Source organism: Vibrio sp. R10-SF1-ISO8 (assembly GCF_059833805.1).
Genome location: NZ_JCBDHL010000021.1, coordinates 338,478 through 362,758 on the forward strand (window position 1 = coordinate 338,478; position 24,281 = coordinate 362,758).

Here is a 24,281-nt window from a genome sequence, read left to right on the forward strand (position 1 = left end):
TAACCCGTTGATTCTTTTAGTTGTAGTTAGGTTACTGGATTATTCGTGGTGTTGTAACAAGTTTTTCAGTGCAGGCTCAAGGCGTGAGTAGCTGAAGCGAAACCCGAGTTCAGTTAACTTCTTGGGTTTGGCTCTAATACTATCAAATAGTAGTACCGAGCTTTCCCCCATTGCTACTGACATTACCCATTTAGGTGTAAAAAGAAGGTGTGGACGCTTGAGTGTTTTAGCCAATGTTTGGCTGAACTGCTTATTCGAGACAGGGTGCGGCGCACAGAGGTTAAACTCTCCGTGTGCATGGGGTGTTTCGAGCAAATAGATAATGCCACGGACCATATCTAACATATGGATCCACGGCATGTATTGGCGACCATGGCCCAATGGTCCACCTAAACCCAAACGGTAAGGAGGAAGCATTTTCAGCAGAGCTCCTCCTTGAGGAGCGAGTACCACACCAGTACGCAAAATACAGACACGCGTCATCTCAGAGCGGGCACGGTTAGCAATTTGCTCCCATTTGCTGCACACATGGTGTGGAAAGCCTTGGCAATTCACATGAAGGCTTTCGTCGAAAGGATGTTCTTGTTGATCTCCGTAGTAGCCTACCGCAGAACCACTGATAAAGACTTCAGGTGGGGTAGTACTGGCATGAATAAGTTCGACCAAGGTTTCGGTCAGTTTCCAGCGACTGTCGCAGATGTTTTTTTTCTGCTTTTTAGTCCAACGCTTATTAGCGATCGGTTCTCCTGCGAGGTTGATGACGGCATCAAAATCGTTGAGGTGATGAAAATCATCCAGTGAAGAAATGTAAGTGACATTGCCCATATCTGTATGGCTAAGGACCATTTTGGCATGTCTTGGCTCACGAGTAAGCAAGACTACTTCATGAGTAGTTAAATGCTTTAGCAATTCTCGACCAATGAAGCCGGTTCCCCCAGTGAGCAATACCTTCATTCCTAATCCTCTTTTTTGTGCAGAGCAGACAAGTCCAATTTTAACCATAGTGAACTATTGTTACTAATTATAGTTACTTAGCAGCAAATGTGATCACTCGTGGCAATATCACAAAATTCACATTTTGTTACGTTTATCCTTATCGACGTTGCGGGTATCACATAAGAAAGCGAAATTGTTTGCCATGCTAGAGAAAAGATTAGCGATTAACTGACTTGCAAGGAGGTTCAGTGGAAGCAGCGACGGCGTTGTTTAAAGCGCTATTAGGAAGTTTACGGGATCTATTACCCATTATTGTTGTCATCGCTTTTTTTCAGCTTGTTGTATTGCAAGAGCCTCTCCCCAATTTATTGTCTATTTTGTTTGGTCTTGTATTAGTTGTTTTTGGCTTAACGTTTTTTATCTTTGGCCTAGAGATGGGCTTATTCCCCATCGGTGAAACTATGGCTCAAGCTTTTGCCCGTAAGGGAAGCGTGTTTTGGCTGCTCATATTTGCATTTTGTTTAGGCTTTGGTACCACCGTTGCAGAGCCCGCATTAACTGCTGTTGCCGATGAAGCGGCAGAAGTGGCTGCAGAAGGAGGGATGATTCTCCACAACGAGGAGTCAATGGAGGACTACGCTAATGGACTGCGCTACACCGTCGCTTTATCCGTTGGGATAGCGATATTGCTGGGTGTGTTGCGTATTCTTAAAGGGTGGCCCATTCAATATATGATCATTGGCGGCTATATCGGTGTGGTGGTTCTTACTATGTTTGCGCCACAGAGCATTATTGGTGTGGCTTATGATTCTGGTGGAGTGACGACCTCAACCATTACTGTACCATTGGTGACAGCACTCGGTGTCGGCCTTGCTTCAGCGATTAAGGGGCGTAATCCAATGATAGATGGATTCGGTCTGATTGCTTTTGCCTCACTGTTACCCATGATGTTTGTAATGGTCTATGGAATGGTGGTGGCATGATCGAGTGGACTCATTTCTTAGATACCTTTGTTGGTACGATTACCGATGTTTTGCCGATAGCTACCATCATTTTTGGTTTTCAGTTTGCCGTTCTTAGACGCCCTGTAACCAACCTGCCGAAAGTGATTCTCGGTTTTTTCTATGTCATTCTTGGCTTATCGCTTTTTTTAATCGGCCTCGATTTGGCGTTGTTTCCTCTTGGCGAGACGATGGCTGAGCAGCTTACCGCTCCAAGCTTTATTCAGCAGTTCAAGCTCTCTGCTGGAACTGTGTTTGAATGGATGGATTACTACTGGGTTTATCTGTTTGCCTTCTTCATTGGCTTTAGCACCACGATTGCAGAACCCTCTCTGATAGCTGTTGCGATTAAAGCCAATCAGGTTTCTGGTGGGAGTATCAGTGTCAACGGATTAAGGATTGCGGTGGCGATTGGTGTTGCGGTAGGTATTTCTTTAGGCAGTTACCGAATTGTCGTTGGTGACCCCATTCATTACTACATTATTATTGGCTATATCGTAGTAGTAATCCAAACCTTTTATGCGCCAAAGCTCATTATACCCCTTGCTTACGATTCTGGGGGGGTGACAACGTCTACGGTTACAGTTCCGTTAGTCGCGGCGTTAGGTTTAGGTTTGGCCTCAACGGTTCCGGGACGTAATCCAATGATAGATGGTTTTGGACTGATAGCATTCGCTAGTTTATTTCCCATGATTTCCGTTATGGGGTATGCACAAATCACTCAGCGGCTAAACAAAGGTGCTGAGCGGGAGGATGAAGAAAATGCGCTTTAAATTGTTATTGGCTTTCGTTGAAGACAGTAAAACAGACGTGGTGCTTGATGCTGCTCGCAAGGCTGGAGCAACAGGGGCAACAGTGATCAATAACGCAAGAGGGGAGGGGCTGAATCAAAAGAAAACCTTTTTTGGCCTTACCTTAGATGTGCAAAAAGACGTTTTACTGTTTGTGGTTGAAGAACATTTATCCCGACATATCTTAGAGACGATTGGCGAAGTGGGTGAATTTGATCAAGAGTCAGGTCAAGGTATTGCAGTTCAGATTGATATTGAAGATGCCGTTGGGGTCGCGCATCAAGTCGAGAAGTTAACCAAAGTGGTAGAGGATGAGTTATGAGCACACACAAAAAGGTTCGAGTTCGTGACGTGATGACCAATAATTATGTAGTCATCGACGGCTTAACAACGGTAAAAGAAGGCATTCAGTTAGCCCGTAGTCATGAAGTTAAAGCGCTGGTGGTTAATAAGCGTAATGAAGATGATGAGTATGGTGTGGTGTTGATGAATGACATCGCTAAAAAAGTGCTTGCGCAAAACCGCTCGCCAGACCGTACGAATATCTATGAGATCATGACTAAGCCTGCGTTATCGGTCGACCCTGATATGAATGTAAAATACTGCGCCCGTTTATTCGAACGCTTTGGTATTAGCCGAGCGCCAGTGATTGAAGCGGGTAAAATCATCGGAATGGTCAGTTACAATAACATTGTCATAAACGGCATGGTACATGATGACTAATGGCAGGAGAGTGCGTAGAATCTCCTCATTAATTTTGAGGAGATGATGTCGTGAAACTCTTTTTTGCCTCTGACTTGCATGGCAGCTTGCCTGCAACCCAGCAAGTTCTTGCTGAATATGAAAAATCTGGTGCTGAGACGTTAGTACTACTTGGTGACATATTAAACCATGGCCCACGTAATCCTGTCCCTGAAGGTTACAATCCTCCAGCGGTGAGTGAGCTGCTCAACCAATATGATGATCAAATCATTGCGGTGCGTGGTAACTGTGACAGCGAAGTTGATCAGATGCTGCTCTCGTTCCCAATGATGATGGATTACGCTTGGGTACTATTGGAATCAGGTCAGAGATTATTTCTAACTCACGGTCATCTATACAATTCGAGTAAGCGCCCAGCGTTAAAGCAGGGAGATGTGTTGGCTCATGGGCATACCCATATTCCTGTTGCTCAGCGAGAGGGGGAGCAGTTTATATTTAACCCGGGCTCAATCACCTTTCCGCGCAATGGATTTTCCGCAAGTTACGGCTTGTTAGAAGGTAATGAACTCAAAGTCGTGACCTTCTCTGGTGAAGTACTAGCCTCGGCACATATCAACTAAATCAGCCTAAATGAAACAAAGGCAGCTCAGTGAGCTGCCTTTGTATTTAACTTCGCGCTATTTCGAATCTGAATGACCTAAGTCTCTTTCTGGGTCGATGATATCACGTACTTTTTGCTTTAGTACTTTCGCTTCAGGGAAGCCGCCATTGCGTTTGCGCTCCCAAATAAGCTGACCATTACAATGAATCTCAAAACGACCCCCCGTGTCTGGGTGGAGTGAAATTGTCTCTATCTCTTCACTAAAAGTGTGCAGTAGCTCTTGAGATAGCCACGTTGAACGCAGCATCCAATTACATTGGCGGCAGTAGTAAATATCAATGATGGCTTTATCCATGAAAATTCCTTTAAAACAAAAGCTTGATACCAACGGCGAAGGTCAGTATTTCAAAGCATACCTTGATGAATTGGTTGCTGTAACGAGTGGTTAGGTAAGCCCCTAAACTACCGCCAATGAATGAGCCTAGTAGAAGAGCAGGTAACCAAGGCCAATATACGGGAGCGCCTGCCTGAACTATTGCAATACCGCCAATACCATTCCAAAACAGGCCGACACACAGCATGGTGAGCGCAACAGCCTGCTTATAGCTGTAACCGAACCAGCGGACTAGAAATAGTGTAACCAATAAGCCAGAGCCCGCCGTCAGTGAGCCATTAATCACCCCGATTAGCATTAGGCCAAGTCCGCCAATCACCCAGCCTTTAGTGTCGCGATTTAACGGTAGCTCTTGTTGTCCAAGCTGCTTTTTAAAACGTGAATAGATACCAAGGCACAATATCATTCCACCAAGCAATTTCTCTGCAATATCACCGGGAATAAGCAAGACAATGTTAGCACCAATGATGACGCCGAAGCTTCCCACACCAATAAGATACAAAGCTACTTGGTAGCTGAAGCTTTTCTGTTTGATGTGGGTGTAGGCAGCCCCGAGACCAAGGGCGACACTGGCGATCTTATGGGTGGCCAAAGCGATCGAGAAAGGTAGTCCAAAGAAAATCAGTAGTGGGAATTGCAGTAACCCGGCACCACCACCAGAGAGCGAGGCGAGCGTATTCGCAATAAGTGAGCCCAACAACAGGCCGAGGGTGTTAATCCAATCCATATGAAAAAAGAAAAGGGGCATCATGCCCCTTTATTGAATTTAGTTAGAAAATAGAACGGTAGAGCCGTGACTTAGGCTCGTCAGGAGCAGTGTCTTCTCGTTAACAATATCGATACGACGGCTTTGCTGAGCGTCCATCTTAAAGATCTGAGTAATCAAGTCTAACTGCTCTGCGGTAAAGTCTTTACTTTGCGCAGAAGAAACATCTTTAAACTCTGTCGGAGAGACTAGCAGGTAGTTATCACTGATGTCCCACTCGCCAGTTTCAGAGATATTTATCACGCTCTCTGTCTTAGCATTGAAAGGATACAAACGTACTGTCGCAACACGAATGTAAGTGTTGTTTGGCAAGTACTTAACGTTTGACACCACGTCGACTTTACGAAGTGAGCCAACAGACTCTTCTTGAAGTGGTTCGGTAATGACAGTCACCATTTTAGATTGCCATTCTTTTGAAGTAAGAACCTGTTCAACTTTAAGATCGCTGCCCCAGTATAACCAAGCGCTAAATACAGCGGAGATAACAAGTAGGCTAGCTGCAATTTTTTGATTCATCGGTGTTTTTCCTACTGGCAAACTTTACTGAGATCTTGCTGCTCTGCGAATATTCGCAAAGTAATATTTTCACCTGAATTATCCAAAGAGTGGATGTAGTTCAGGATAAGTTGATTGTTCTGACCACCTGTTGCGATCACCTCTACAGGAGCAAGAGCTTCAATATGTGTTTCATTGTACTTCTTCACACACTGTTCGATAGAAGGGTACCACTTGCTTAGATCAGGGTGATTCATGGGCGCTTTCACGACGGTGTTATCGAAGACACCTAACTGTCTAAACTTAGATTCAGCAGGGTTGGTGAATAAGATGACACACAAAGGAATCAGTATCGCGACCACAATCAGAAGTTTAGAAAGTAATGAGCTTGGTTTACGTACCGGAGCTTGCACTTCAGCGGTGTCATTGATAGCACTAACTGTCTTTGGCGGTACAGGTGTTTCAACTGATTCTTCAACTTTGATTTGCTCGGTCACTTCAACAGCTTCCAGCTCTGAGCTATCTTCGTCAAGGGACTCACCACTCATTAGTGTGGTTGCGCGCTCTACAGAACAAATTAACTGATAACCACGTTTTGGCACCGTTTTAACGAACATCGGCGACTTTGTTGAGTCTTTTAGTAGTTTTCGCAGCGTAGAGATTGCTTGAGTCAAGCTCGAATCATCAACTTCGAAGCCTTGTTTACGCCAAACAAAGTCGTGCAGATCGTTACGAGATACAATCTCGCTTGGCTTCTCACACAACAGCAGCAGGATACGGCTTTCGTTACTACCTAAGCGAATTAGCTCGTTGTTATTCTCTTTGTCGACGAGAGAGTTGGTGTTTGGGTCAAAGGTAAATCTATTATCAAGATTAAACTTAGTACCTATGTTACTCATTAATTGCGGCCACTATATTAGAGGTTTCAGACAGTTAAGTTGTTAAAGCGCTCAATACAACCGATTCTAGTGAAATCAGTTTATATTTTTTGATTTTTTTGGCGTGGCAAAGGATAGTCAAAATAAAACAAAAAAAACACTGTTTTTATGATTCTTGACCTTGAATTTACATTTGTCACCCTCATGTTAATTGGCAGATTTAGGCCAAATAGACATCATCATTATGAATGTATTGGCTTGATAAGTATAGAACTTATGGAGTTATCATGAGCGATACAGCAACTCAAAACAAAGAAACTCGTGGCTTTCAGTCTGAAGTAAAACAATTACTTCACCTTATGATTCATTCTCTTTACTCAAACAAAGAGATTTTCCTTCGTGAGCTAATTTCTAATGCGTCTGACGCTTCTGACAAGCTACGCTTTCAGGCACTTTCAAATCCAGAACTTTACCAAGGCGATGCTGATCTTGGTGTGAAGCTTTCTTTCGATGAAGCTGCGAATACACTGACTCTCTCTGACAACGGTATTGGCATGAGCCGTGATGATGTGATTGAGCATTTAGGCACTATCGCCAAATCAGGTACGGCTGAATTCTTCTCAAAGCTATCTGAAGACCAATCGAAAGACTCGCAGCTAATTGGTCAATTTGGTGTTGGTTTCTACTCTGCATTCATTGTGGCAGATGCAGTCACCGTTCGAACCCGTGCAGCAGGTTTAGATGCTCAAGAGGGCGTTCAATGGCATTCTGCGGGTGAAGGTGAGTACACGATTGAAAGTATCTCTAAAGAGACCCGTGGTACAGACATCATTCTTCACATGCGTGAAGAGGGCAAAGAGTTCTTAAACGAGTGGCGTCTGCGTGAAGTGATCAGCAAGTATTCTGATCACATCGGTATTCCTGTGGCGATTCAGACCGCTGAGCGTGATGAAGAAGGTAAAGAAACCGGTGAGAAAAAGTGGGAGCAGATTAACAAAGCTCAGGCACTTTGGACGCGTAATAAATCGGATATCTCTGAAGAAGAATACCAAGAGTTTTACAAGCATGTTTCTCATGACTTCGCTGATCCATTGGTATGGAGCCACAATCGCGTAGAAGGTAAAAACGACTACACAAGCTTGCTGTACATCCCAGCGAAAGCACCTTGGGACATGATGAACCGTGACCACAAATCTGGTCTTAAACTGTATGTGCAGCGTGTATTCATTATGGATGATGCTGAGCAGTTTATGCCTTCATATTTACGCTTTGTTCGCGGTCTAATAGATTCAAACGATCTGCCACTCAACGTATCGCGCGAAATTCTGCAAGACAACAAAGTCACCCAATCGCTACGTAATGCTTGTACTAAGCGTGTTCTTACTATGCTTGAGCGTATGGCGAAAAACGATGAAGAGAAATACCAATCGTTTTGGAAAGAGTTTGGTCTGGTGCTAAAAGAAGGCCCAGCAGAAGACATGAGCAACAAAGAGAAAGTCGCATCATTACTTCGTTTTGCGTCTACAGAAGTTGACTCTGCTGAGCAAACTGTTGGTCTAGCGTCTTATGTAGAACGCATGAAAGAAGATCAAGACAAGATTTACTACTTGACTGCAGACAGCTACGCAGCGGCTAAGAACAGCCCGCACCTAGAGCAGTTCAAAGCCAAAGGCATCGAAGTCATTCTGATGTTTGACCGCATTGATGAGTGGCTGATGAACTACCTGACTGAGTTTGATGGCAAGCAGTTCCAATCAATCACTAAAGCGGGTCTTGATCTGAGCAAGTTTGAAGACGAAGCAGAGAAAGAAAAGCAGAAAGAGACGGAAGAAGAGTTTAAGTCTGTCGTTGAGCGTACCAAAGAGTACTTAGGTGAGCGCGTGAAAGAGGTTCGCACGACCTTTAAGCTAGCCAATACTCCAGCGGTTGTGGTAACGGATGACTTCGAGATGGGCACACAAATGGCTAAGCTACTTGAAGCAGCAGGTCAGGCAGCACCAGAAGTGAAATACATCTTTGAAATTAACCCTGAGCATGCTCTAGTCAAGCGCATGGCCGACGAAGCAGATCAAGAAGCGTTTGGTCGCTGGGTAGAACTACTGTTAGGTCAAGCGATGTTGGCTGAACGCGGTTCGATGGAAGACCCATCGCAGTTCTTAGGTGCAATCAACACGCTTTTGACTAAGGGCTAATAGTTAAAAAACACCAAAAAGCTCGCATCTTGCGGGCTTTTTGATTTATTTGCGTTAATCATGAATAAAACCGCGTGAAGTTGCAGACTTGTGTGAGTGTTTAAGCATTCTTTAGTCGTAATCCGCACCTTGGTTTGAATTTGTATGATAGAATGCAATCTTGAAACCCAATGAGCAGGCGTGTAATGTGCACGCCTGCTTTATTGTTAACTGTAGAACAGTTATACCGAAACTTACCGTGAGCGCTAGATGTGTTCATTTGGTAACGTCATAGTGAGCTTCGGTATAAATCATTATTATCTTAAGAGGATTCAACATGCGCATCATTCTTCTAGGTGCTCCAGGTGCAGGTAAAGGCACACAAGCTAATTTCATCATGGAAAAATACGGTGTTCCGCAAATCTCTACTGGTGACATGCTACGTGCTGCTATCAAAGCAGGTACAGAGCTTGGTAAACAAGCTAAAGCTGTTATTGACGCTGGTCAGCTAGTTTCTGATGAAATCATCCTTGGTCTAATCAAAGAGCGTATCGCTCAAGATGACTGCGAAAAAGGTTTCCTACTAGATGGTTTCCCTCGCACTATTCCTCAGGCAGATGGTCTGAAAGAAATGGGTGTAGACGTAGACTACGTAATCGAATTTGATGTTGCTGACGATGTAATCGTTGAGCGTATGGCTGGCCGTCGTGCTCACCTACCTTCTGGTCGTACTTACCACGTTGTTTACAACCCACCTAAAGTTGAAGGCAAAGACGACGTAACTGGCGAAGATCTTGTTGTTCGTGATGATGACAAAGAAGAGACAGTACGCGCTCGTCTAGGTGTATACCATGAGCAAACTGCACCGCTGATCTCTTACTACGGTAAAGAAGCGGAAGCAGGTAATACTAAGTACCTTAAGTTCGACGGTACTAAGCAAGTTGCTGAAGTTAGTGCAGATATCGAGAAAGCACTAGCATAAATAGCTAACCGCGAATTTTGAAAATTTGCTATAGTGAAGCGATCCTTTTTAGGGTCGCTTTTTTTATGCTCTTAGTTTGATCCATTTCTGAGATAGGTACGTAGAGAGCCTTTTTAGTGTCGATAGGAAGCTATGCAAAATAACAAAAAACAAGGTGTACTCCTGGTTAACTTAGGTACGCCCGATGAGGCCACCGCTCCTGCGGTTAAGCGCTTTTTAAGTCAGTTTCTGCATGACAAGCGTGTTGTCGATATGACGCGTTGGTTATGGTGTCCAATCTTGCATGGTGTGATTTTGCCAATTCGCGCGCCAAAAGTGGCGAAGCTGTATCAAACCGTTTGGATGGAAGAGGGCTCTCCACTTCTTGTTTACTCCAAGAAGCAAGCTGAAAAACTTCGTAAGCAGGTTAGTATCCCGGTTGAGTTAGGCATGACTTACGGTAACCCTAGCCTGAAAGTTGGTGTAGAGGCCTTGTTAGACCAAGGTGTCGAAGACATTATTGTCTTGCCGCTATACCCTCAGTATTCAGGAACCACGTCGGCTGCGGTATCTGATGGATTAACTAAAGCATTCAAGCAAATTCCAGTTATGCCTAGTTTTCAGTTTATTCGTGATTACCACGAGCACCCTCTGTATATCAAAGCATTGGCTGATAGTGTTAAGCGTTCTTGGCAAGAGAATGGCCAAGGTGATTATCTACTTTGTTCATACCACGGCATTCCTAAGCGCTTTGCCGATAATGGCGATATTTACCCGCAACATTGTGAGCGAACGACTGCGCTTCTTGGCGAGGAACTCGGTTTGTCACCTGATAAAATTGGTATGACCTATCAATCGCGCTTCGGTCGCGAGGAATGGTTGCAGCCCTACACAGATAAAACGTTAGAAACCTTACCAGCTAAAGGGATCAAAAAACTCGATATTATGGCGCCAGCCTTCTCAGCAGACTGCCTTGAAACATTAGAAGAGATTTCAGAGCAGTGTTGTGAGTTGTTTATGGAGCATGGTGGTGAGCAGTTTACTTATATCCCGTGTCTCAACGATGATGAGCTGCATATTCAAATGATGGTTGACTTGATATCGAGCAGTTAAAGGCATGACTGGTCATCTCTAAAGGTCGCAAAAGCGGCCTTTTTTATTGCTTGTAGCTTTATAGTCGACGTCAAACACACATAGCTTCCCGTTAAAACTCTCTGATTGAGTTATTTGTCTGATCGATATTTTGGTGATCAAGATCAGATTATTATTATCGAAAATTAATGAAAAGATAAAACCAGTGTGATCTCGATACTGTTAATGTGATTAATAGGGATTCTCTAGGTGATAGGGATCACCAATAGCTGTTTTACTATTTTTTTTGTTTTTATAACTGTATGAATGATAAGAATTAAATTACTTTTCTCTTTTTTACGTTGAAGTTCGTCGCACAAAAAATGGATTAATTTTTTATCGTGAATTAAATCCGACATTATGACTGCCAAGCCAGGGAGGCAAACCTATTTAGCGGTAAGTGGTGAAGAATTACCCGAGTGAAAACCGCAGCAAATTTTAGTATTTAAAGGCAGAATACAATGAAAAAACTACTAACTCTTAGCGCAATCACACTTGCTTTCGCATCAACTGCATATGCGGGTTCTTCTTACGTAACAGGTAACGTTCAGTTCCACAGTGAAAACAAAAACCCTAATGCGACTTCTACACTAGAAGCGGGCCACACATTTGATACTGGTACAACACTACTGACTGAGTTTGATGGTATTTCTCTCGGTAGCTACGAAGATAACTATACAGGTGCTAAGGCAACACCATACATTACACTAGGTATCGAGCAGAGCTACTCAATCAATGACAACTTATGGGTTGCTGCGGGTTACCACCACCTTTTAAATGATGGCAAAACTGTTCAACATCGTCCGCTAGTTAAAATTGGTTACAACTTCGATAACGGTATTGCGATCAGCAACCGAACTCGTTACCACGATATGAAAGAAGGCGACAATGACCAACTGCGTTTTGACAACCGTATCGGTTATGCAGTAGCAGATATGCCTCTAACTCTCGCATACAACAACGTTTATGTTCGTAACGATGAAACAGCAAACACTATGGACCACGAGTTCCGTGCAACTTGGACTCGTGAAGGCGTTCAGCCGTACTTCGAGCTACGTAGCCAAGGCCACGGTGCGAAAAACGATGATGGTTCAGATAAGAAAGAGAACACTGCATTTGTATTCGGTGCTTCTTACGGCTTCTAAGCCAGCCTAAATCTACTGTCCTAATAATAAGGCCCAGTTTCTACTGGGCCTTTTTCGTATCATGCTGTTTTGATTGGAGCGCAGAAGCGTTCTACACCTTGCCAAAGTATACTATCCGGCATTTGCATGTATTCGATGTTTGATAGCGCGTCTTTCCATAAACCTAAGCAGGCTGCTTGCTTGTTATCACTCGTGTAGTGCGCTAATACTTGCTTAGCCGAAATGCTACTCGTGAGCGCTGCTGTTGCTTTTAGGTAGTTACTTAGATACTGCTCTATATTGCGTTTTTTGCGGCTAATATTGGCTTGCAGCATTAATATAAGCGCGTTATTGGGGATTTCTGCCACATACTCGCGCTGCAACATCTGTAAGCTTTTCTCTACCTCTCCTGAGCGATAGGTGAGTAGGGCTAACAACATATGCAGCTCTGGAGATGGTGTTGGCGTACTTTGCTTAACCTTATCAATCCAATGGCGAAGCACATCAGAAGGCTGATCACTAAATAGTAGCTCTCGGGTATAGAAGCTGATCTCTGCACCACTCATATTTTGTTCAATTAACTTATCAAACTCGGTTTCAGACAGTTGGGTTAGACTGGTTTTCAGCTCTTGATTAATGCGCAAAATAGGCGTTGGCAGTTTGAAGTACTCTGTCAAATCAGAGTTTAACTCGTTGACGGTGGCAACCAACTTGCTTTTTTGAAGTGAATATAAGTTTCTCCAAGCCACACGATCGGACGCCGAATGGTACAGAATGACCTCTAGCGTATCTGCTTCACCTTTATCCTTTAACAGGTTGAATGTCAGTTTGTAATCCGAATCATTGATCGCATCTGAACCTGGGAAGTGATGGTGCTCGCTTAAGCTCATCAAGTAGTAACTCGGTGAGCGCATATTGGCTAAGTGGATATAAGGAGAGTGGCTGTATGCGTGGAGCAACAGTACCTTGAGCTTTAAAGCATCTTCCTGCATTGATTGTCGTGATGAGGAAATTTGATCGAGCAGCAAGCGAACCTGAGGTACATACAGGGCCTGATCTTTTGATTCAACTTTTACCTCAAAGAATGTATTGACTATGGTCACTGTCGCTAAAAGAGCTGCAATAGCAAAAGCCGAACTCCAAAATGCCAACTTTGATGGTTTGAGCTTCTGTTTATGACTTGCAGAGGCTTGTTTACCAGAGTCTACTTTTAAGTGAGATGAACTGACTAATTGAACATGACTGTTCGGTATGTAGTAGCCTCGTTTAGGGTAGGTCACGATCAGCTTGGTAGAATCAATATCTGGGACGTTTTCTCTTAAGAGGTTGCGCAGCAAACTAATGCGGTTTGTGACCACATTTTTTGAGATGTACTGGTTCTCCCAAACTTGTTCAATGAATTGCTCGATGGAAGTTGGTTCACCTACATTGGACAGCAAGACTTCTAACAAGGCGACATTACGTGGCTCTAGCGCAATTTCGCTGTTGCCATTAGTCAGCGTTTTATGTTCAGGATCATAGAGTAAGTGAGCAATAGCGATGAGTTGGCCGCTTTGCTTGGCTTGAGCGAGTATATTCATACGAGTCACAGGAGAGCGAAAAGACGCCGCGCATTTTACAAAAATATTCTTCCGACTTATAGATCCCTTCATAAGTAAGCTTGGTTGTATCACTTTTGAGAAACTCGGCGTGTTAGGGGAACACACGCCGAGTTAATCTCATTAATTAGAACTTGTAAGTTGCGTTGATATAGCCTTGGTTTGAAGACTTAAATTTACCAAGAGCTTCGTCACCAACCTTATGCTCGTTGCCAGCAAAGTAGTTGAATCGGTAGCCTGCTTCCATACCAAAGTGCTCTGTAAACATGTAACCCAAACCTGCATTCAGACCGTAAGTTAAACCCGAATTTTTGCTTGTTACTGAAGCACTCATACCACCAACAGGTGTTACTTTAGTTTCCAACTCACTGTGGTAGTAACCTAATGAGCCACCAGCTAATACATAGAAACTTTTGTCAATGTGATATACGTAGTCAGAACCTGCGCCAAATTGGTATCCATCTAACTGAAACTTAAGCTGATCACCATCTTCTGGGTCTGTGATGGTTAGTTCGGACTCTCCGTTGTATTGCAGGTAACCATAAACACGTACATTCTCAGTTAGGTAAGAGCCGCCTTTAACTGCAAAAGAGCCCGCGTTATCAAGTTTGTCAACGATGGTTTTGCTTTCGGCATCTGCCTCTGAAGTGTTGTATTTACCGCCTGCAAGCTCAACTGCAACGTAAGGTGAGTTAGCGAAAGTTGGAAGTGAAACCACAGCAGCCGTTGCTGCAATCAGTAGATGTTTACGCATAGTGTTTCTCAATATTTTGTTGGGTAACGAGTACTCATTGCAGCCTTCCGATTAAAGTAGACGGGTGGCAACTAGAGTTGATTGAACGCCATTTACTGGGCGTCGCTAAGTTGGCGAGAAAGTTATCTGAGAGAGAGGAATAATGCGAAAAACAAAAGTAAACGTAGTTACACTTGATGTTAATTTAGATCTATATCTATGATTTTTAGGGAAGTCTATTGCACCTTAACTCTCCGTGGAGAGCCAAAGTGCAACACAAACTGAGTCAACAGAATCCGTTATTTATTACCTTCGTAGTGTCGGTAAGTGAACACTTGACCCTTTTCATTGAATGCGTACACGGAATACTCGTCTTTTTCATTGCCATATTCCATACCTGGAGAACCCATCGGCATACCTGGAACCGCAAGCCCTTTTGCATTACGTGGCGGGTTTTCTAAGAAGGCTTTGATGTCTTCGGCAGGAATATGTCCTTCAAATACATAGCCGTTGATCTCAGCAGTATGGCAAGAAGCAAGCCCTGGTGTGATTCCGAGTTTCTGTTTAATTGGGTTCATGTTTTCATGTAGCTTTTCATCGACATTGAACCCAGCATCTTGCATGTGTTTGGTCCACTCAGTACAGCAACCACAGTAAGGGGATTTATGGTTGATAACATCAGCAGCTAACGCTTGACCAGACAAGAGCGCAAGGGCAGCCAAAGTTAGAGTTTTTCTATTCATAGTGACCTCTCGGAAGTGTTAAATAGTCTTAGACGGTTGGCGTTACTTACCACCGTTATAGATGAAAGAGCCATTGCAGCGCCAGCGATAACAGGGCTAAGCAAAAAGCCAAACGTTGGGTAAAGCACTCCAGCAGCGACTGGGATGCCTAGTGAGTTATAGATGAACGCACCAAACAGGTTTTGTTTCATGTTACGCAGTGTTGCTTTCGACAACTCAATAGCCTTGATAACAGAGACTGGCGATGAATTGAGCAAGGTAATTTGCGCGCTTTCAATTGCGACGTCGCTGCCACTGCCCATGGCTATACCGATATTAGCTAACGCAAGAGCGGGAGCATCGTTGACGCCATCACCAATCATGGCAACGTTACAGCCTTCACTTTGAAGCTGTTCAATATGGCTCGCTTTCTGATCTGGCAACACTTGAGCGATGACGCGTTCAATACCTAGTTGCGTCGCGATTGCTTGTGCGACTAATTGGTTGTCTCCAGTGAGCATGACGGGAGTAATTCCCATCGCTTTTAACATCGAAACCGCTTGCTTAGCGTCTTCTTTAATCGGATCGGCAATAGCGATCGTGCCGATGACTTCAGAGTTAACCGCGATAACAACCGGGGTCCAAGCATTGGCTAAGTATTGATGGATTTCCAAATCTATTGAGGACATCTCCCACGACTGCGCCTGAGCATAGTTAAGCGAGACAATCGCAATCTCTCCCTGTTGAGACTGGGCAAACACGCCTTGCCCACGGCGGTTCTCAAAGTTCTCTACATCAACGAGAGTGAGCTGTTTCTCTTTGGCTTGATTAACGATGGCTTTAGCCAATGGATGTTCTGAGTGTTTTTCAACAGAAGCGGCCAAGGCAAGTAGGCGGTCAACGTCATTGGAGACTGAATAAACGGATTGAACTTGCGGTTTCCCTTTGGTCAAGGTTCCGGTCTTATCAAATACCACCGTATCTATTTTGCTTGCGGACTGAAGCACGTCGGCATCTTTGATTAAAATGCCCATCTCGGCGGCTTTACCTATTCCAACTGTAACTGACAATGGCGTGGCGAGCCCGAGTGCGCAAGGGCAAGCGATGATCAGTACAGTGGTAGTGACCACTAACATATAACTGGCCTTGGGCTCTGGACCAAACATAAACCACACAAGTGCAGAGACAATCGCGATGGCAACCACAACCGGTACGAATATCGATGAAATTTGATCAGCGAGCTTGGCAATAGCGGGTTTACTGCTCTGAGCTTCTCGGACCATAGTGATGATTCTCGACAGCATGGTATCGCTACCGATGCCAGAAGCGGTTATCACTAAGCTGCCATCTTGATTGATTGTGCCTGCTGATACACTTTCACTTAATGCCTTGTAGACAGGAATCGGTTCACCGGTGAGCATAGATTCATCCAGATAAGACTCGCCACTCTCGACTACACCATCGACGGGCACCTTATCGCCGGGTTTGACCCTTAGTTTCATACCTAACGTGACTTGCTCAAGCGGAATCTCACGCTCACCATCCCCAGTGACTAGGGTGGCATTTTGCGGTTGAAGATTTACTAAGGCTTGTAGTGAGCGGGTCGTTTTGGCTTTGGCTTTGGCTTCTATATAGTGACCGAGCGAGATTAATCCGACGATCATCGCGCTGGCTTCAAAGTACACATGTCTTGAAGCAAGCGGAAACCATTCGGGGATAGTAACCACTAACATGGAAAACAGCCAAGCAGCACCAGTGCCTAGCGCGACTAACGTATCCATCGTCGCTCGTTTGTGAGTAAGTGCTTGCCATGCATTGGTAAAAAAGTTTCGCCCAGCTGTAGCTAATAGCCAAAAGCAGATGACTCCAATGACCCCCCAAACCAGCTGGTCTTGGCTGTTGCGAATCATCATATTGCCGCCAAACACACCCCACAGCATCAATGGAGCGCCGACTATAATACCTGCTAACGCACTTTTTCTATGCTGTGTTTGAGCCTGCTCTTGTTGCTCAATCTGTTTTTGTTGCTGCGTTGCTGGGTCATCAATAAATTGAGCTTGATAACCTGCATCTTTTACCGTGTTAATAAGCTCAGCTTCAATTTGCTCTTTTGGTTGTGCACTGAATACTAGCGCGCTTTGTTCCGCTAGATTGACCTGAGCTTTTTGAACGCCTTTAACAGAAGCGAGAGCCTTCTCCACAGACGAGACACAGCTGGCACAGGTCATACCGGATATAAGTAAGTGGAAGGAGTGAGCCGCCCCTTCTTCTATAGGGCTGGCAGGGGGAGCTGCCTCAGAGTTAGAAGTCTCAATTTCATCAAATTCAACTGTCTCTTGGTTAGCTTGATAACCAAGCGATGCCACTAACTGTGTAATTTCATCCACTGTTCGCAGGGTAGTAATGGTTAATTCTGTTTTCGATGCTGTGAATGTGCCATTGAGTGGATCCTGTGCCAATGTTTGCTCAAGCTTGTCAACGCATTTACCACAATTTAGCCCAGTTAAGAAAAAATGATGCTGATTGCCCGCTGAGTAGCCGAGTTTCTCCACTACATTTGCAATCGATGAGAATGAGCTGTCAGTTTCCAACGAGATGAAGGTTGGCGACAGTTGGTGAATCTGTACTTGGTGTTCTGCGGTAAGGGCTCGCTCTACATTACGTGCGCATCCCATGCAGTTTAACCCTGACAATGGAATATCAAACTTAGACATATCAACACCTCGAAAAATGGAACTGTTACTTAGCCTAAACCTTACCTCAAGGGTAAGGTCAAGCCTTTAAACCAAAACGTCAAAATTAGAATTATTTGAAAATAGTTAGGTCGGATGATTGCGAGAGATTTCAAACTTTTACTGGGAAACTTGTTAATACCTGTAAAGGAATAAAAATTTACGGTGATCTGCGCCGAAAATTTCCTTGAATTAACTATCTGATTTGATTGTAACTGAGTGTTTTGACGTTTTTGTTTATTGATTTGTGTTTTTAACTTGTTGTTTTCAATTGCTTTATGCGGTTTGTGTTTTTTTTGATTTGAACGTAGTCAGATTATTTTTTGCTTCATTTTTTGAAGCGAAAAAAGTTTGCAACCATGCCCCTGTCCATAAATGGTCCCCCTTCTTAACGTCCATTAAGCGTGTAGGAAGGGGAACTAAGAAAAACGACCAAAATGAATAATTACTAGGGGTTAATACTATGTCTATGTTCAAAAAGACACTTCTTGGCGCAGCGGTTTCGACCGTTGTATTAGGTTTCTCTGGCATGGCCGCCGCAGATACAAGCCTAAACCCAGCAGAAGCTAAATATGAGCAAGGTATCTATGGTTTGATTGCTATGCAGGTAGCAAACCGCGATTACGACAACTCACCACAAAACGATGGTGTTCAGTTCAACAACGAGTCTCGCCTTGGTTGGCGTGGTACAGCGAAGTTTGATAGCTGGGACAACTGGACTTTCTTATGGCAAATCGAGTCTGGCTATGTGGATGAATCTTTTGCTGGTGAAAATGGTGGCAGCGGCTACCTAGGTAAGCGAGATACGTTTGTTGGTTTTGAGCATGACACGATTGGTAAAGTTCGCTTGGGGCGTGTGTTAACTCCGATCTATGAGCTTGTTGACTGGCCTGCAACCAACCCAGGTATGGGTAACGTTTGGGATTGGGGGGGCAATATTGGTGGTAACAAGTTTAATGACCGTCAATCCGATACCATTCGCTGGGACACAAATGAACTGTGGAAAGGCTTCACCATGGATATCGCAGCAGGTGCAGGTCAAGATCGTGCGGGCGGTACAGACAGTACAAAAGCGGGTAGCAACTACTGGCACGGTATGGCGGCTCACCAGCAGTTCAACGGTGACTGGGGCTGGGTTCAGTTCGATTTAGCGTATGAAATGAACTACGACACAATGGAAGGTGACAACGAAAAGTACTGGGATAACCAAACTTACCTATTGGGCTCTCAAGGTGGTTTCTCGAACGGTTTAGGTTACTTCGCTTACTACCGTATTGCTGAAGCGCAAGATACCAAAGGCAGCGATGAAACTGAACACTCATACTCTGTCGGTCTAACCTACAACTTTGGTGAGGGGAACAAGTGGCAGGCGAAGATCGCTCGTGCTGAGAACCTCGGCCTAGAAGTTGACGGTAAAGACATAGAAGGCACCAAAGACAATGTGACTTCGATGCAGCTAATGTACTCGGTTGATACTAATGCAGTTGTGTATGCTCGCTACGCAATGAATGACCTAGAAAACACAGGCACCACGGGTAAAGGCTACGATGGACGTGGTAAATCAGACAGCTTTGATGAAGCTTCTGTCGGTATCGAATACTGGTTCTAATATTAATGAAAATTATATGGGCGGCTATGTGCCGCCCTTCGTTGTTTACTATTCGCTTTGACGTCGAGGAATCTATGAAAAAACTTACAACCGCATTTTTATTTGGTGCGATGGCACTGCCTTTAGGAGCTACCGAACTTACCATTATTGATGAAATTGAACCTTTAGTCCTAAACGGAAAAAATCTGACTCGCAACGATTATAAAAGCGCTCAAGTAATTAACCTAAAAGAGGGGCAAAACCAGCTCTTGTTCGCCCTTGACCAACTGGTGGTAGAAGATGGCCGTCGCAACAAACTGGTATTTCCGACAGTCGTGATTAAGTTTGATTCAGTCTCTGCTCCGGCCACGCTTAGCTATCCGGTTTTCCGTCATGTTGATCAAGCGAAAACGTTTCGCACTGCATTGGATTTCTCACTACTCGATGCTCAGGGTAAGGCTGTGGAGTACCAAGTTGATCTTCTGAATATAAATGGTTTTTCACAGTTCAACGATTATGAAGCAGCAGTGATGGAGTACAACCAAGTTGGAGGGGTTGCCTCTATCTCCCACACAGATGCTGTAACATCTCAGATAGGCAGTAACGAGGAAATCAAGGGTACAAGTGCTCAAGAAGAGATGAAGGCGGCTATTGCTAGTTCAAGCGGTTCCATTAAAAGCGACTTTTTGTCTATGACACCAACTCAGCGCCAAGAGTTTATCTCTTGGGCAGTCAAACATATCAATGAATAAACAAAACATGGTGTAGATGGATTGTAGATTTGCATATCGGTGCTAAAATAACGCGCAATTTTGGCACCATGCTCAATAAGAGCTAAATGGTGCAGTCATTTAGACAATCAAGGTATTTTACATGACGGTTAAAACTCGTTTTGCTCCTAGCCCAACAGGCTACCTACACGTTGGTGGTGCTCGTACTGCACTTTACTCTTGGCTTTACGCTAAAAACCAAGGTGGCGAATTTGTTCTACGTATCGAAGATACAGACCTAGAACGTAACTCTCAGGAAGCGGTAGATGCGATCCTAGAAGGTATGCAATGGATGGGTTTAGAGTGGAATGAAGGTCCTTACTTCCAATCTAAGCGTTTTGACCGTTACAACGAAATGGTTGATAAGCTGCTAGCTGAAGACAAAGCATACAAATGTTACGCATCTAAAGAACTATTAGATGAGATCCGTGCTGAGCAAGAAGCGGCGAAAGAGATGCCTCGCTACGATGCAAACCATCCAAAAATCGTAGCTGCAAACGCAGAAGCGAAAGAGGGTGATGCGTTTGTAATCCGTTTCCGTAACCCAAAAGAAGGCAGTGTCGTATTTGAAGATCAAATCCGTGGCCGCATTGAAATCGCAAACAGCCAGTTAGATGATCTGATTATTCGTCGTACAGACGGTGCTCCAACATACAACTTTGTTGTTGTGGTGGATGACTGGGATATGGGCATTACTCACGTTGTTCGCGGTGAAGATCACATCAACAACACGCCTCGTCAAATCAACATTTACGAAGCGCTAGGTGCACCTGTACCAACATTTGCACACTGTGCGATGATTCTTGGTGATGATGGTGCCAAGCTATCTAAGCGCCATGGTGCGGTCTCTGTGATGCAATACCGCGATGAAGGTTACCTACCGAATGCACTGAACAACTACCTAGTACGTCTAGGTTGGTCTCACGGTGACCAAGAGATCTTCTCAGAGCAAGAGATGATCGATCTATTTAGCTTGAACGCGATTTCGAAGTCAGCATCTGCCTTCAATACTGAAAAGCTACTTTGGTTGAACAACCATTACATCAAGACTTCAGCTCCTGAATACGTAGCTGAGCATCTGCAATGGCACCTAGATAACCAAAACCTAAATGTTGAAAACGGCCCAGCAATCACGGAAGTGATCACCTTAGTAGGTGAGCGCTGCAATACGCTTGTGGAGCTAGCTGAGCAGATTCGCTACTTCTACGAAGATTTCTCTGAGTTCGAAGCGGGTGCAGCGAAGAAGCATCTTCGTGGTGTGGCGAAAGAGCCACTTGCATTGGCACTAGCGAAAGTTGAAGCACTAGAAGAGTGGACAACGGACAACATCAAGCAAGGCGTGATCGCAGCGGTTTGTGAAGAATTAGAGATTGGCATGGGCAAAATTGGTATGCCACTTCGTGTTGCGGTAACTGGCGGTGGTCAATCTCCATCAGTTGATGCGGTAATGGAGCTAGTAGGCAAAGAACGCGTCATCGCTCGTATCAAGATGGCGTTAGAGTTTATTGCAGAGCGCGAAGCTAACGCATAACAGGCTCAACGTTATTATCATAAAAGCCGCAGCAATCGCTGCGGCTTTTTTATTTCCTAAACAGAGCGTGCTCAGAAATAGCCTATACGTGACCGTCTCAATAACGAGACTTATAACGTTACTTGGTTAATTGACTGATTATTAACAGTTAATTTTCATTGCTTGTCAGCCCTTGTGCCACAAAGGCGGAGCGAACTAGTTTATTTTTCTCTGATTTTTAGCTCACTCAATGCTGACAATTCGCCTCTTTTCTCGCGGTAAAAAATCCCTATAGTGCTTTCGCTGGTTACAAGCGAGTTACGTTTTGTAACAGTAGGAACAATTGCACATTAGGAAGTGGTTTAGCGTTTTGATTGGAGACTTGTCCTATCTAGAAAGTCGTTCTAAACGCACTGGAGTTAACTAGAAAAGCTTAAAAACTAAGGATTTAATTATGAATAAACTAGCAGCGGTCATTTCAGCATCACTTCTTATAGCATCTGCCCCGACGATGGCAGAAGTTTACCTAGGTGGTAAAGTTGGTAAGTCATGGTTAGATGACGCCTGTACATCTGCGACTGCCAATTGTGATGATGAAGCTTCAGCGGTAGGTGTCTTCGCGGGTTATCAAATGTGGGACTTCTTGTCGATTGAGGGAGGATACGATTATTTGGGTGAGTTTACCGCGGATGGACTTAACGACGATAAAGTGGAAGCCTTTACACTTGCTCCCAAAGTAAACCTTCCAATCACCGACGGAATTTCTTTGTACGGTAAACTAGGTGGTGCGTATGTAAAATATGGTAACCAAGATGATTACTCGTACTTAGGTGCAGCAGGTATCGAATTTGACTCACATGAAAACGTAGCTGTGAGAGTCGAATACCAAACGTTGACAGATATTAACAATAATCAAGTACGCGCTATGGGTAACACTGCAACGCTCGGTTTTGTATACAAATTTGGCGGCAGCGAACAAACGGCGGAGCCAGTTACCGTCGTACAAGAAGAAATGATTGAAGCGGTGGTAGAGGAACAGCCAGCTCAACCAGTCATCGTTACGAAGATTTATGAATCACAAGTGATAGGTACAGAGAGCTTTACGCTTAATAGTACAGAGCTTAGCCAAGAGAGCGTTGCTAAATTAGATGAGCTGGTGGATTTTTTAAACGATTACCCCCAAGCTCGCGTTGAGGTTACGGGGTATACAGATACGTCAGGCCGAGCCGAATACAACCAGAAGGTGTCAGAAAAACGTGCGGCCGCAGTGGAAAGCGCTTTAGTTGATAAGGGTATTGATGACACTCGTATCACTGTAGAAGGGAAAGGGGAAAGTAATCCTATTGCATCAAATGAAACACGTGAAGGTCGTGCGCAGAACCGTCGTGTAGAAATTGTAGTCCCTGCTTTCGAATATCAAATTGAACAATAACTCTAACGAGAAATAACAGCGTCAGTTAAGCCTCAACCCATGGTTGGGGCTTTGTCTTATTTGTAAGACGGTCAGGCCACTTATAATTGATATCGCTATATTCAATAGATTGATTTTGTGTGCTATATGCAACAGTAATAAAGGTGTCTAAATACTAAGCTAGGCTAAGGTAGTTAGTCGGCTATTGGCATAGACAACATAAACATAATGAAAAATGGGGAAGGACTCATGAAAAAGTTAGCAGTGGTAATTTCTAGTACGCTTGCACTTGCATCAATGAATGCAAATGCTGATTTTTATTTAGGTGGTAAAGTCGGTAAGTCATGGTTGGATGATGCTTGCACTTCGATTACCGCCAATTGTGATGATGACTCAATTACGGCAGGTGTTTTAGCCGGTTATCAGTTCATGGATTATCTATCACTTGAGGCGGGTTATGACTATCTGGGCGAGTTCACTGCGGATGGTCTAGCAGATGAGAAAGTAAAAGCCTTTACTATTGCACCTAAGCTCAACTTGTCTCTGACGGAAGATTTTTCGCTTTACGGTAAGTTTGGTGGCGCCCGTGTAGATTATGGTAGCAAGAATGATAACTCTTTCCTTGGGGCCGTTGGTCTTGAACTGGATTCGCACAAAAACGTGACAGTTCGTCTTGAATACCAACGTCTGACAGATGTGAATAATGATTATGTGAGAGCGGCAGTGAATTCAGCCACTCTTGGGTTTATTTATAAGTTTGGTGCTAGTGAGCAGCCAGTTTCTGAACCGTATGTGGCAGAAGAGAAAGTGGTTGAGGAAGTCGTAGAAGAGGTTGTGGTTGTTACACCTGTGATTAAGACTTTTGAAACTAAGGTCGTTGATTCTGGTGCATTTGCTTTAAATAGTTCTGAACTAAAGCCCGAAAGCTTACCAATGCTAGAGGAATTGGTTCAGTTTATGAAGCAGTATCCTCAGTCCAATGTTGAAATTACTGGGTACACAGACTCAAGTGGTGCGGCTGCTTACAACCAAAAACTCTCTGAAAAACGAGCTAAATCGATTGAAAATGCCTTGCTAGAAGAAGGAATCGACAGCTCTCGTATTACAGCGACCGGTGAAGGTGAGAATAACCCTATCGCTTCGAACGAAACGGTAGAGGGGCGCGCTCAAAACCGACGTGTGGAAATCGTCGTTCCAGCATTTGAATACGAAGCAGAGTAAACTCTACAAAATCGAAAAAGCCTTGGCGTTGTGCCAAGGCTTTTT

The 24,281-nt window shown here is 44.1% G+C and carries 23 protein-coding genes; 14 read left to right on the forward strand and 9 right to left on the reverse strand.

Features of this window, described 5'->3' with window-relative positions:
- Positions 1–39 precede the first annotated feature (39 nt).
- Positions 40–954 (reverse strand): TIGR01777 family oxidoreductase, encoded by a 915-nt coding sequence (locus AC6R00_RS19555; protein ID WP_171325294.1) that lies wholly within the window; start codon positions 952–954, stop codon positions 40–42.
- Between the two features lie 230 nt (positions 955–1,184).
- Between AC6R00_RS19555 and AC6R00_RS19560 the strand changes: the two genes are divergently transcribed.
- Genes AC6R00_RS19560 through yfcE form a run of 5 tightly spaced genes read left to right on the forward strand, consistent with a single transcriptional unit; the run spans position 1,185 to position 4,050 of the window.
- The gene (locus AC6R00_RS19560) at positions 1,185–1,919 is read left to right on the forward strand and encodes a DUF1538 family protein (protein ID WP_500641634.1); all 735 of its coding nucleotides are present in this window, start codon (positions 1,185–1,187) and stop codon (positions 1,917–1,919) included.
- Positions 1,916–2,710 carry a DUF1538 domain-containing protein gene (locus AC6R00_RS19565; RefSeq protein WP_500641635.1) on the forward strand — a complete coding sequence of 265 codons (795 nt, stop codon included), beginning with the start codon at positions 1,916–1,918 and terminating at the stop codon, positions 2,708–2,710. The genes AC6R00_RS19560 and AC6R00_RS19565 overlap by 4 nt, the downstream gene beginning before the upstream one ends.
- Positions 2,700–3,050, forward strand: coding sequence for a P-II family nitrogen regulator (locus tag AC6R00_RS19570; protein ID WP_004748985.1), 351 nt, complete (start codon positions 2,700–2,702; stop codon positions 3,048–3,050). Before AC6R00_RS19565 ends, AC6R00_RS19570 begins: the two co-directional genes overlap by 11 nt.
- The gene (locus tag AC6R00_RS19575) at positions 3,047–3,451 is read left to right on the forward strand and encodes a CBS domain-containing protein (protein ID WP_239853754.1); all 405 of its coding nucleotides are present in this window, start codon (positions 3,047–3,049) and stop codon (positions 3,449–3,451) included. The genes AC6R00_RS19570 and AC6R00_RS19575 overlap by 4 nt, the downstream gene beginning before the upstream one ends.
- Before the next feature lie 50 nt (positions 3,452–3,501).
- Positions 3,502–4,050: a phosphodiesterase gene (yfcE, locus tag AC6R00_RS19580; protein ID WP_500641636.1), complete on the forward strand. Its 549-nt coding sequence runs from the start codon at positions 3,502–3,504 to the stop codon at positions 4,048–4,050.
- A 57-nt stretch (positions 4,051–4,107) separates the two neighbouring features.
- On the opposite strand, the gene AC6R00_RS19585 is transcribed toward yfcE, so the two are convergent.
- Genes AC6R00_RS19585 through AC6R00_RS19600 form a run of 4 tightly spaced genes read right to left on the reverse strand, consistent with a single transcriptional unit; the run spans position 4,108 to position 6,585 of the window.
- Positions 4,108–4,386 (reverse strand): Rdx family protein, encoded by a 279-nt coding sequence (locus AC6R00_RS19585; RefSeq protein WP_500641637.1) that lies wholly within the window; start codon positions 4,384–4,386, stop codon positions 4,108–4,110.
- 10 nt (positions 4,387–4,396) lie between these two features.
- A complete protein-coding gene (locus AC6R00_RS19590) occupies positions 4,397–5,152 on the reverse strand; it encodes a sulfite exporter TauE/SafE family protein (RefSeq protein ID WP_500642212.1) in 756 nt (251 codons plus the stop codon).
- Positions 5,153–5,191: 39 nt separating this feature from the next.
- Positions 5,192–5,707: a regulatory protein ToxS gene (locus AC6R00_RS19595; protein ID WP_069666989.1), complete on the reverse strand. Its 516-nt coding sequence runs from the start codon at positions 5,705–5,707 to the stop codon at positions 5,192–5,194.
- Between the two features lie 11 nt (positions 5,708–5,718).
- Complete coding sequence (locus tag AC6R00_RS19600; protein ID WP_500641638.1) at positions 5,719–6,585, reverse strand: winged helix-turn-helix domain-containing protein; 867 nt, start codon at positions 6,583–6,585, stop codon at positions 5,719–5,721.
- A gap of 266 nt (positions 6,586–6,851) precedes the next feature.
- Between AC6R00_RS19600 and htpG the strand changes: the two genes are divergently transcribed.
- The 4 genes from htpG (at position 6,852) to AC6R00_RS19620 (ending at position 11,972) form a co-directional block, all read left to right on the forward strand.
- On the forward strand, positions 6,852–8,756 hold the full coding sequence (gene htpG / locus AC6R00_RS19605) for a molecular chaperone HtpG (RefSeq protein WP_500641639.1): 1,905 nt from the start codon (positions 6,852–6,854) through the stop codon (positions 8,754–8,756).
- Between the two features lie 316 nt (positions 8,757–9,072).
- A complete protein-coding gene (gene adk, locus AC6R00_RS19610; protein WP_004748977.1) occupies positions 9,073–9,717 on the forward strand; it encodes an adenylate kinase in 645 nt (214 codons plus the stop codon).
- Between the two features lie 132 nt (positions 9,718–9,849).
- Positions 9,850–10,809 (forward strand): ferrochelatase, encoded by a 960-nt coding sequence (gene hemH, locus AC6R00_RS19615; RefSeq protein ID WP_500641640.1) that lies wholly within the window; start codon positions 9,850–9,852, stop codon positions 10,807–10,809.
- Between the two features lie 479 nt (positions 10,810–11,288).
- Positions 11,289–11,972, forward strand: a complete 684-nt coding sequence (locus tag AC6R00_RS19620; protein ID WP_500641641.1) for an oligogalacturonate-specific porin KdgM family protein — start codon at positions 11,289–11,291, stop codon at positions 11,970–11,972.
- 59 nt (positions 11,973–12,031) lie between these two features.
- Here the strand turns inward: AC6R00_RS19620 and AC6R00_RS19625 are convergent, their stop codons facing one another.
- From AC6R00_RS19625 to AC6R00_RS19640, 4 genes are all read right to left on the reverse strand, one after another.
- Positions 12,032–13,531 carry a winged helix-turn-helix domain-containing protein gene (locus AC6R00_RS19625; protein ID WP_500641642.1) on the reverse strand — a complete coding sequence of 500 codons (1,500 nt, stop codon included), beginning with the start codon at positions 13,529–13,531 and terminating at the stop codon, positions 12,032–12,034.
- A 145-nt stretch (positions 13,532–13,676) separates the two neighbouring features.
- Complete coding sequence (locus AC6R00_RS19630; RefSeq protein ID WP_500641643.1) at positions 13,677–14,303, reverse strand: outer membrane beta-barrel protein; 627 nt, start codon at positions 14,301–14,303, stop codon at positions 13,677–13,679.
- A 278-nt stretch (positions 14,304–14,581) separates the two neighbouring features.
- Positions 14,582–15,025, reverse strand: coding sequence for a DUF411 domain-containing protein (locus AC6R00_RS19635; protein WP_500641644.1), 444 nt, complete (start codon positions 15,023–15,025; stop codon positions 14,582–14,584).
- Positions 15,022–17,718 carry a heavy metal translocating P-type ATPase gene (locus AC6R00_RS19640; protein WP_500641645.1) on the reverse strand — a complete coding sequence of 899 codons (2,697 nt, stop codon included), beginning with the start codon at positions 17,716–17,718 and terminating at the stop codon, positions 15,022–15,024. Before AC6R00_RS19640 ends, AC6R00_RS19635 begins: the two co-directional genes overlap by 4 nt.
- Before the next feature lie 481 nt (positions 17,719–18,199).
- On the opposite strand from AC6R00_RS19640, the gene AC6R00_RS19645 reads away from it, so the two are divergent.
- The 5 genes from AC6R00_RS19645 (at position 18,200) to AC6R00_RS19665 (ending at position 24,236) form a co-directional block, all read left to right on the forward strand.
- On the forward strand, positions 18,200–19,345 hold the full coding sequence (locus AC6R00_RS19645) for a porin (RefSeq protein ID WP_500641646.1): 1,146 nt from the start codon (positions 18,200–18,202) through the stop codon (positions 19,343–19,345).
- 74 nt (positions 19,346–19,419) lie between these two features.
- Entirely contained in the window at positions 19,420–20,076 is a 657-nt protein-coding gene (locus AC6R00_RS19650) for a DUF2057 family protein (protein ID WP_500641647.1), read from the forward strand.
- A gap of 121 nt (positions 20,077–20,197) precedes the next feature.
- Complete coding sequence (gene gltX, locus AC6R00_RS19655; protein ID WP_239825276.1) at positions 20,198–21,625, forward strand: glutamate--tRNA ligase; 1,428 nt, start codon at positions 20,198–20,200, stop codon at positions 21,623–21,625.
- A gap of 433 nt (positions 21,626–22,058) precedes the next feature.
- On the forward strand, positions 22,059–23,036 hold the full coding sequence (locus tag AC6R00_RS19660) for an OmpA family protein (RefSeq protein WP_500641648.1): 978 nt from the start codon (positions 22,059–22,061) through the stop codon (positions 23,034–23,036).
- Between the two features lie 228 nt (positions 23,037–23,264).
- A complete protein-coding gene (locus AC6R00_RS19665; RefSeq protein ID WP_500641649.1) occupies positions 23,265–24,236 on the forward strand; it encodes an OmpA family protein in 972 nt (323 codons plus the stop codon).
- Positions 24,237–24,281 lie beyond the last annotated feature (45 nt).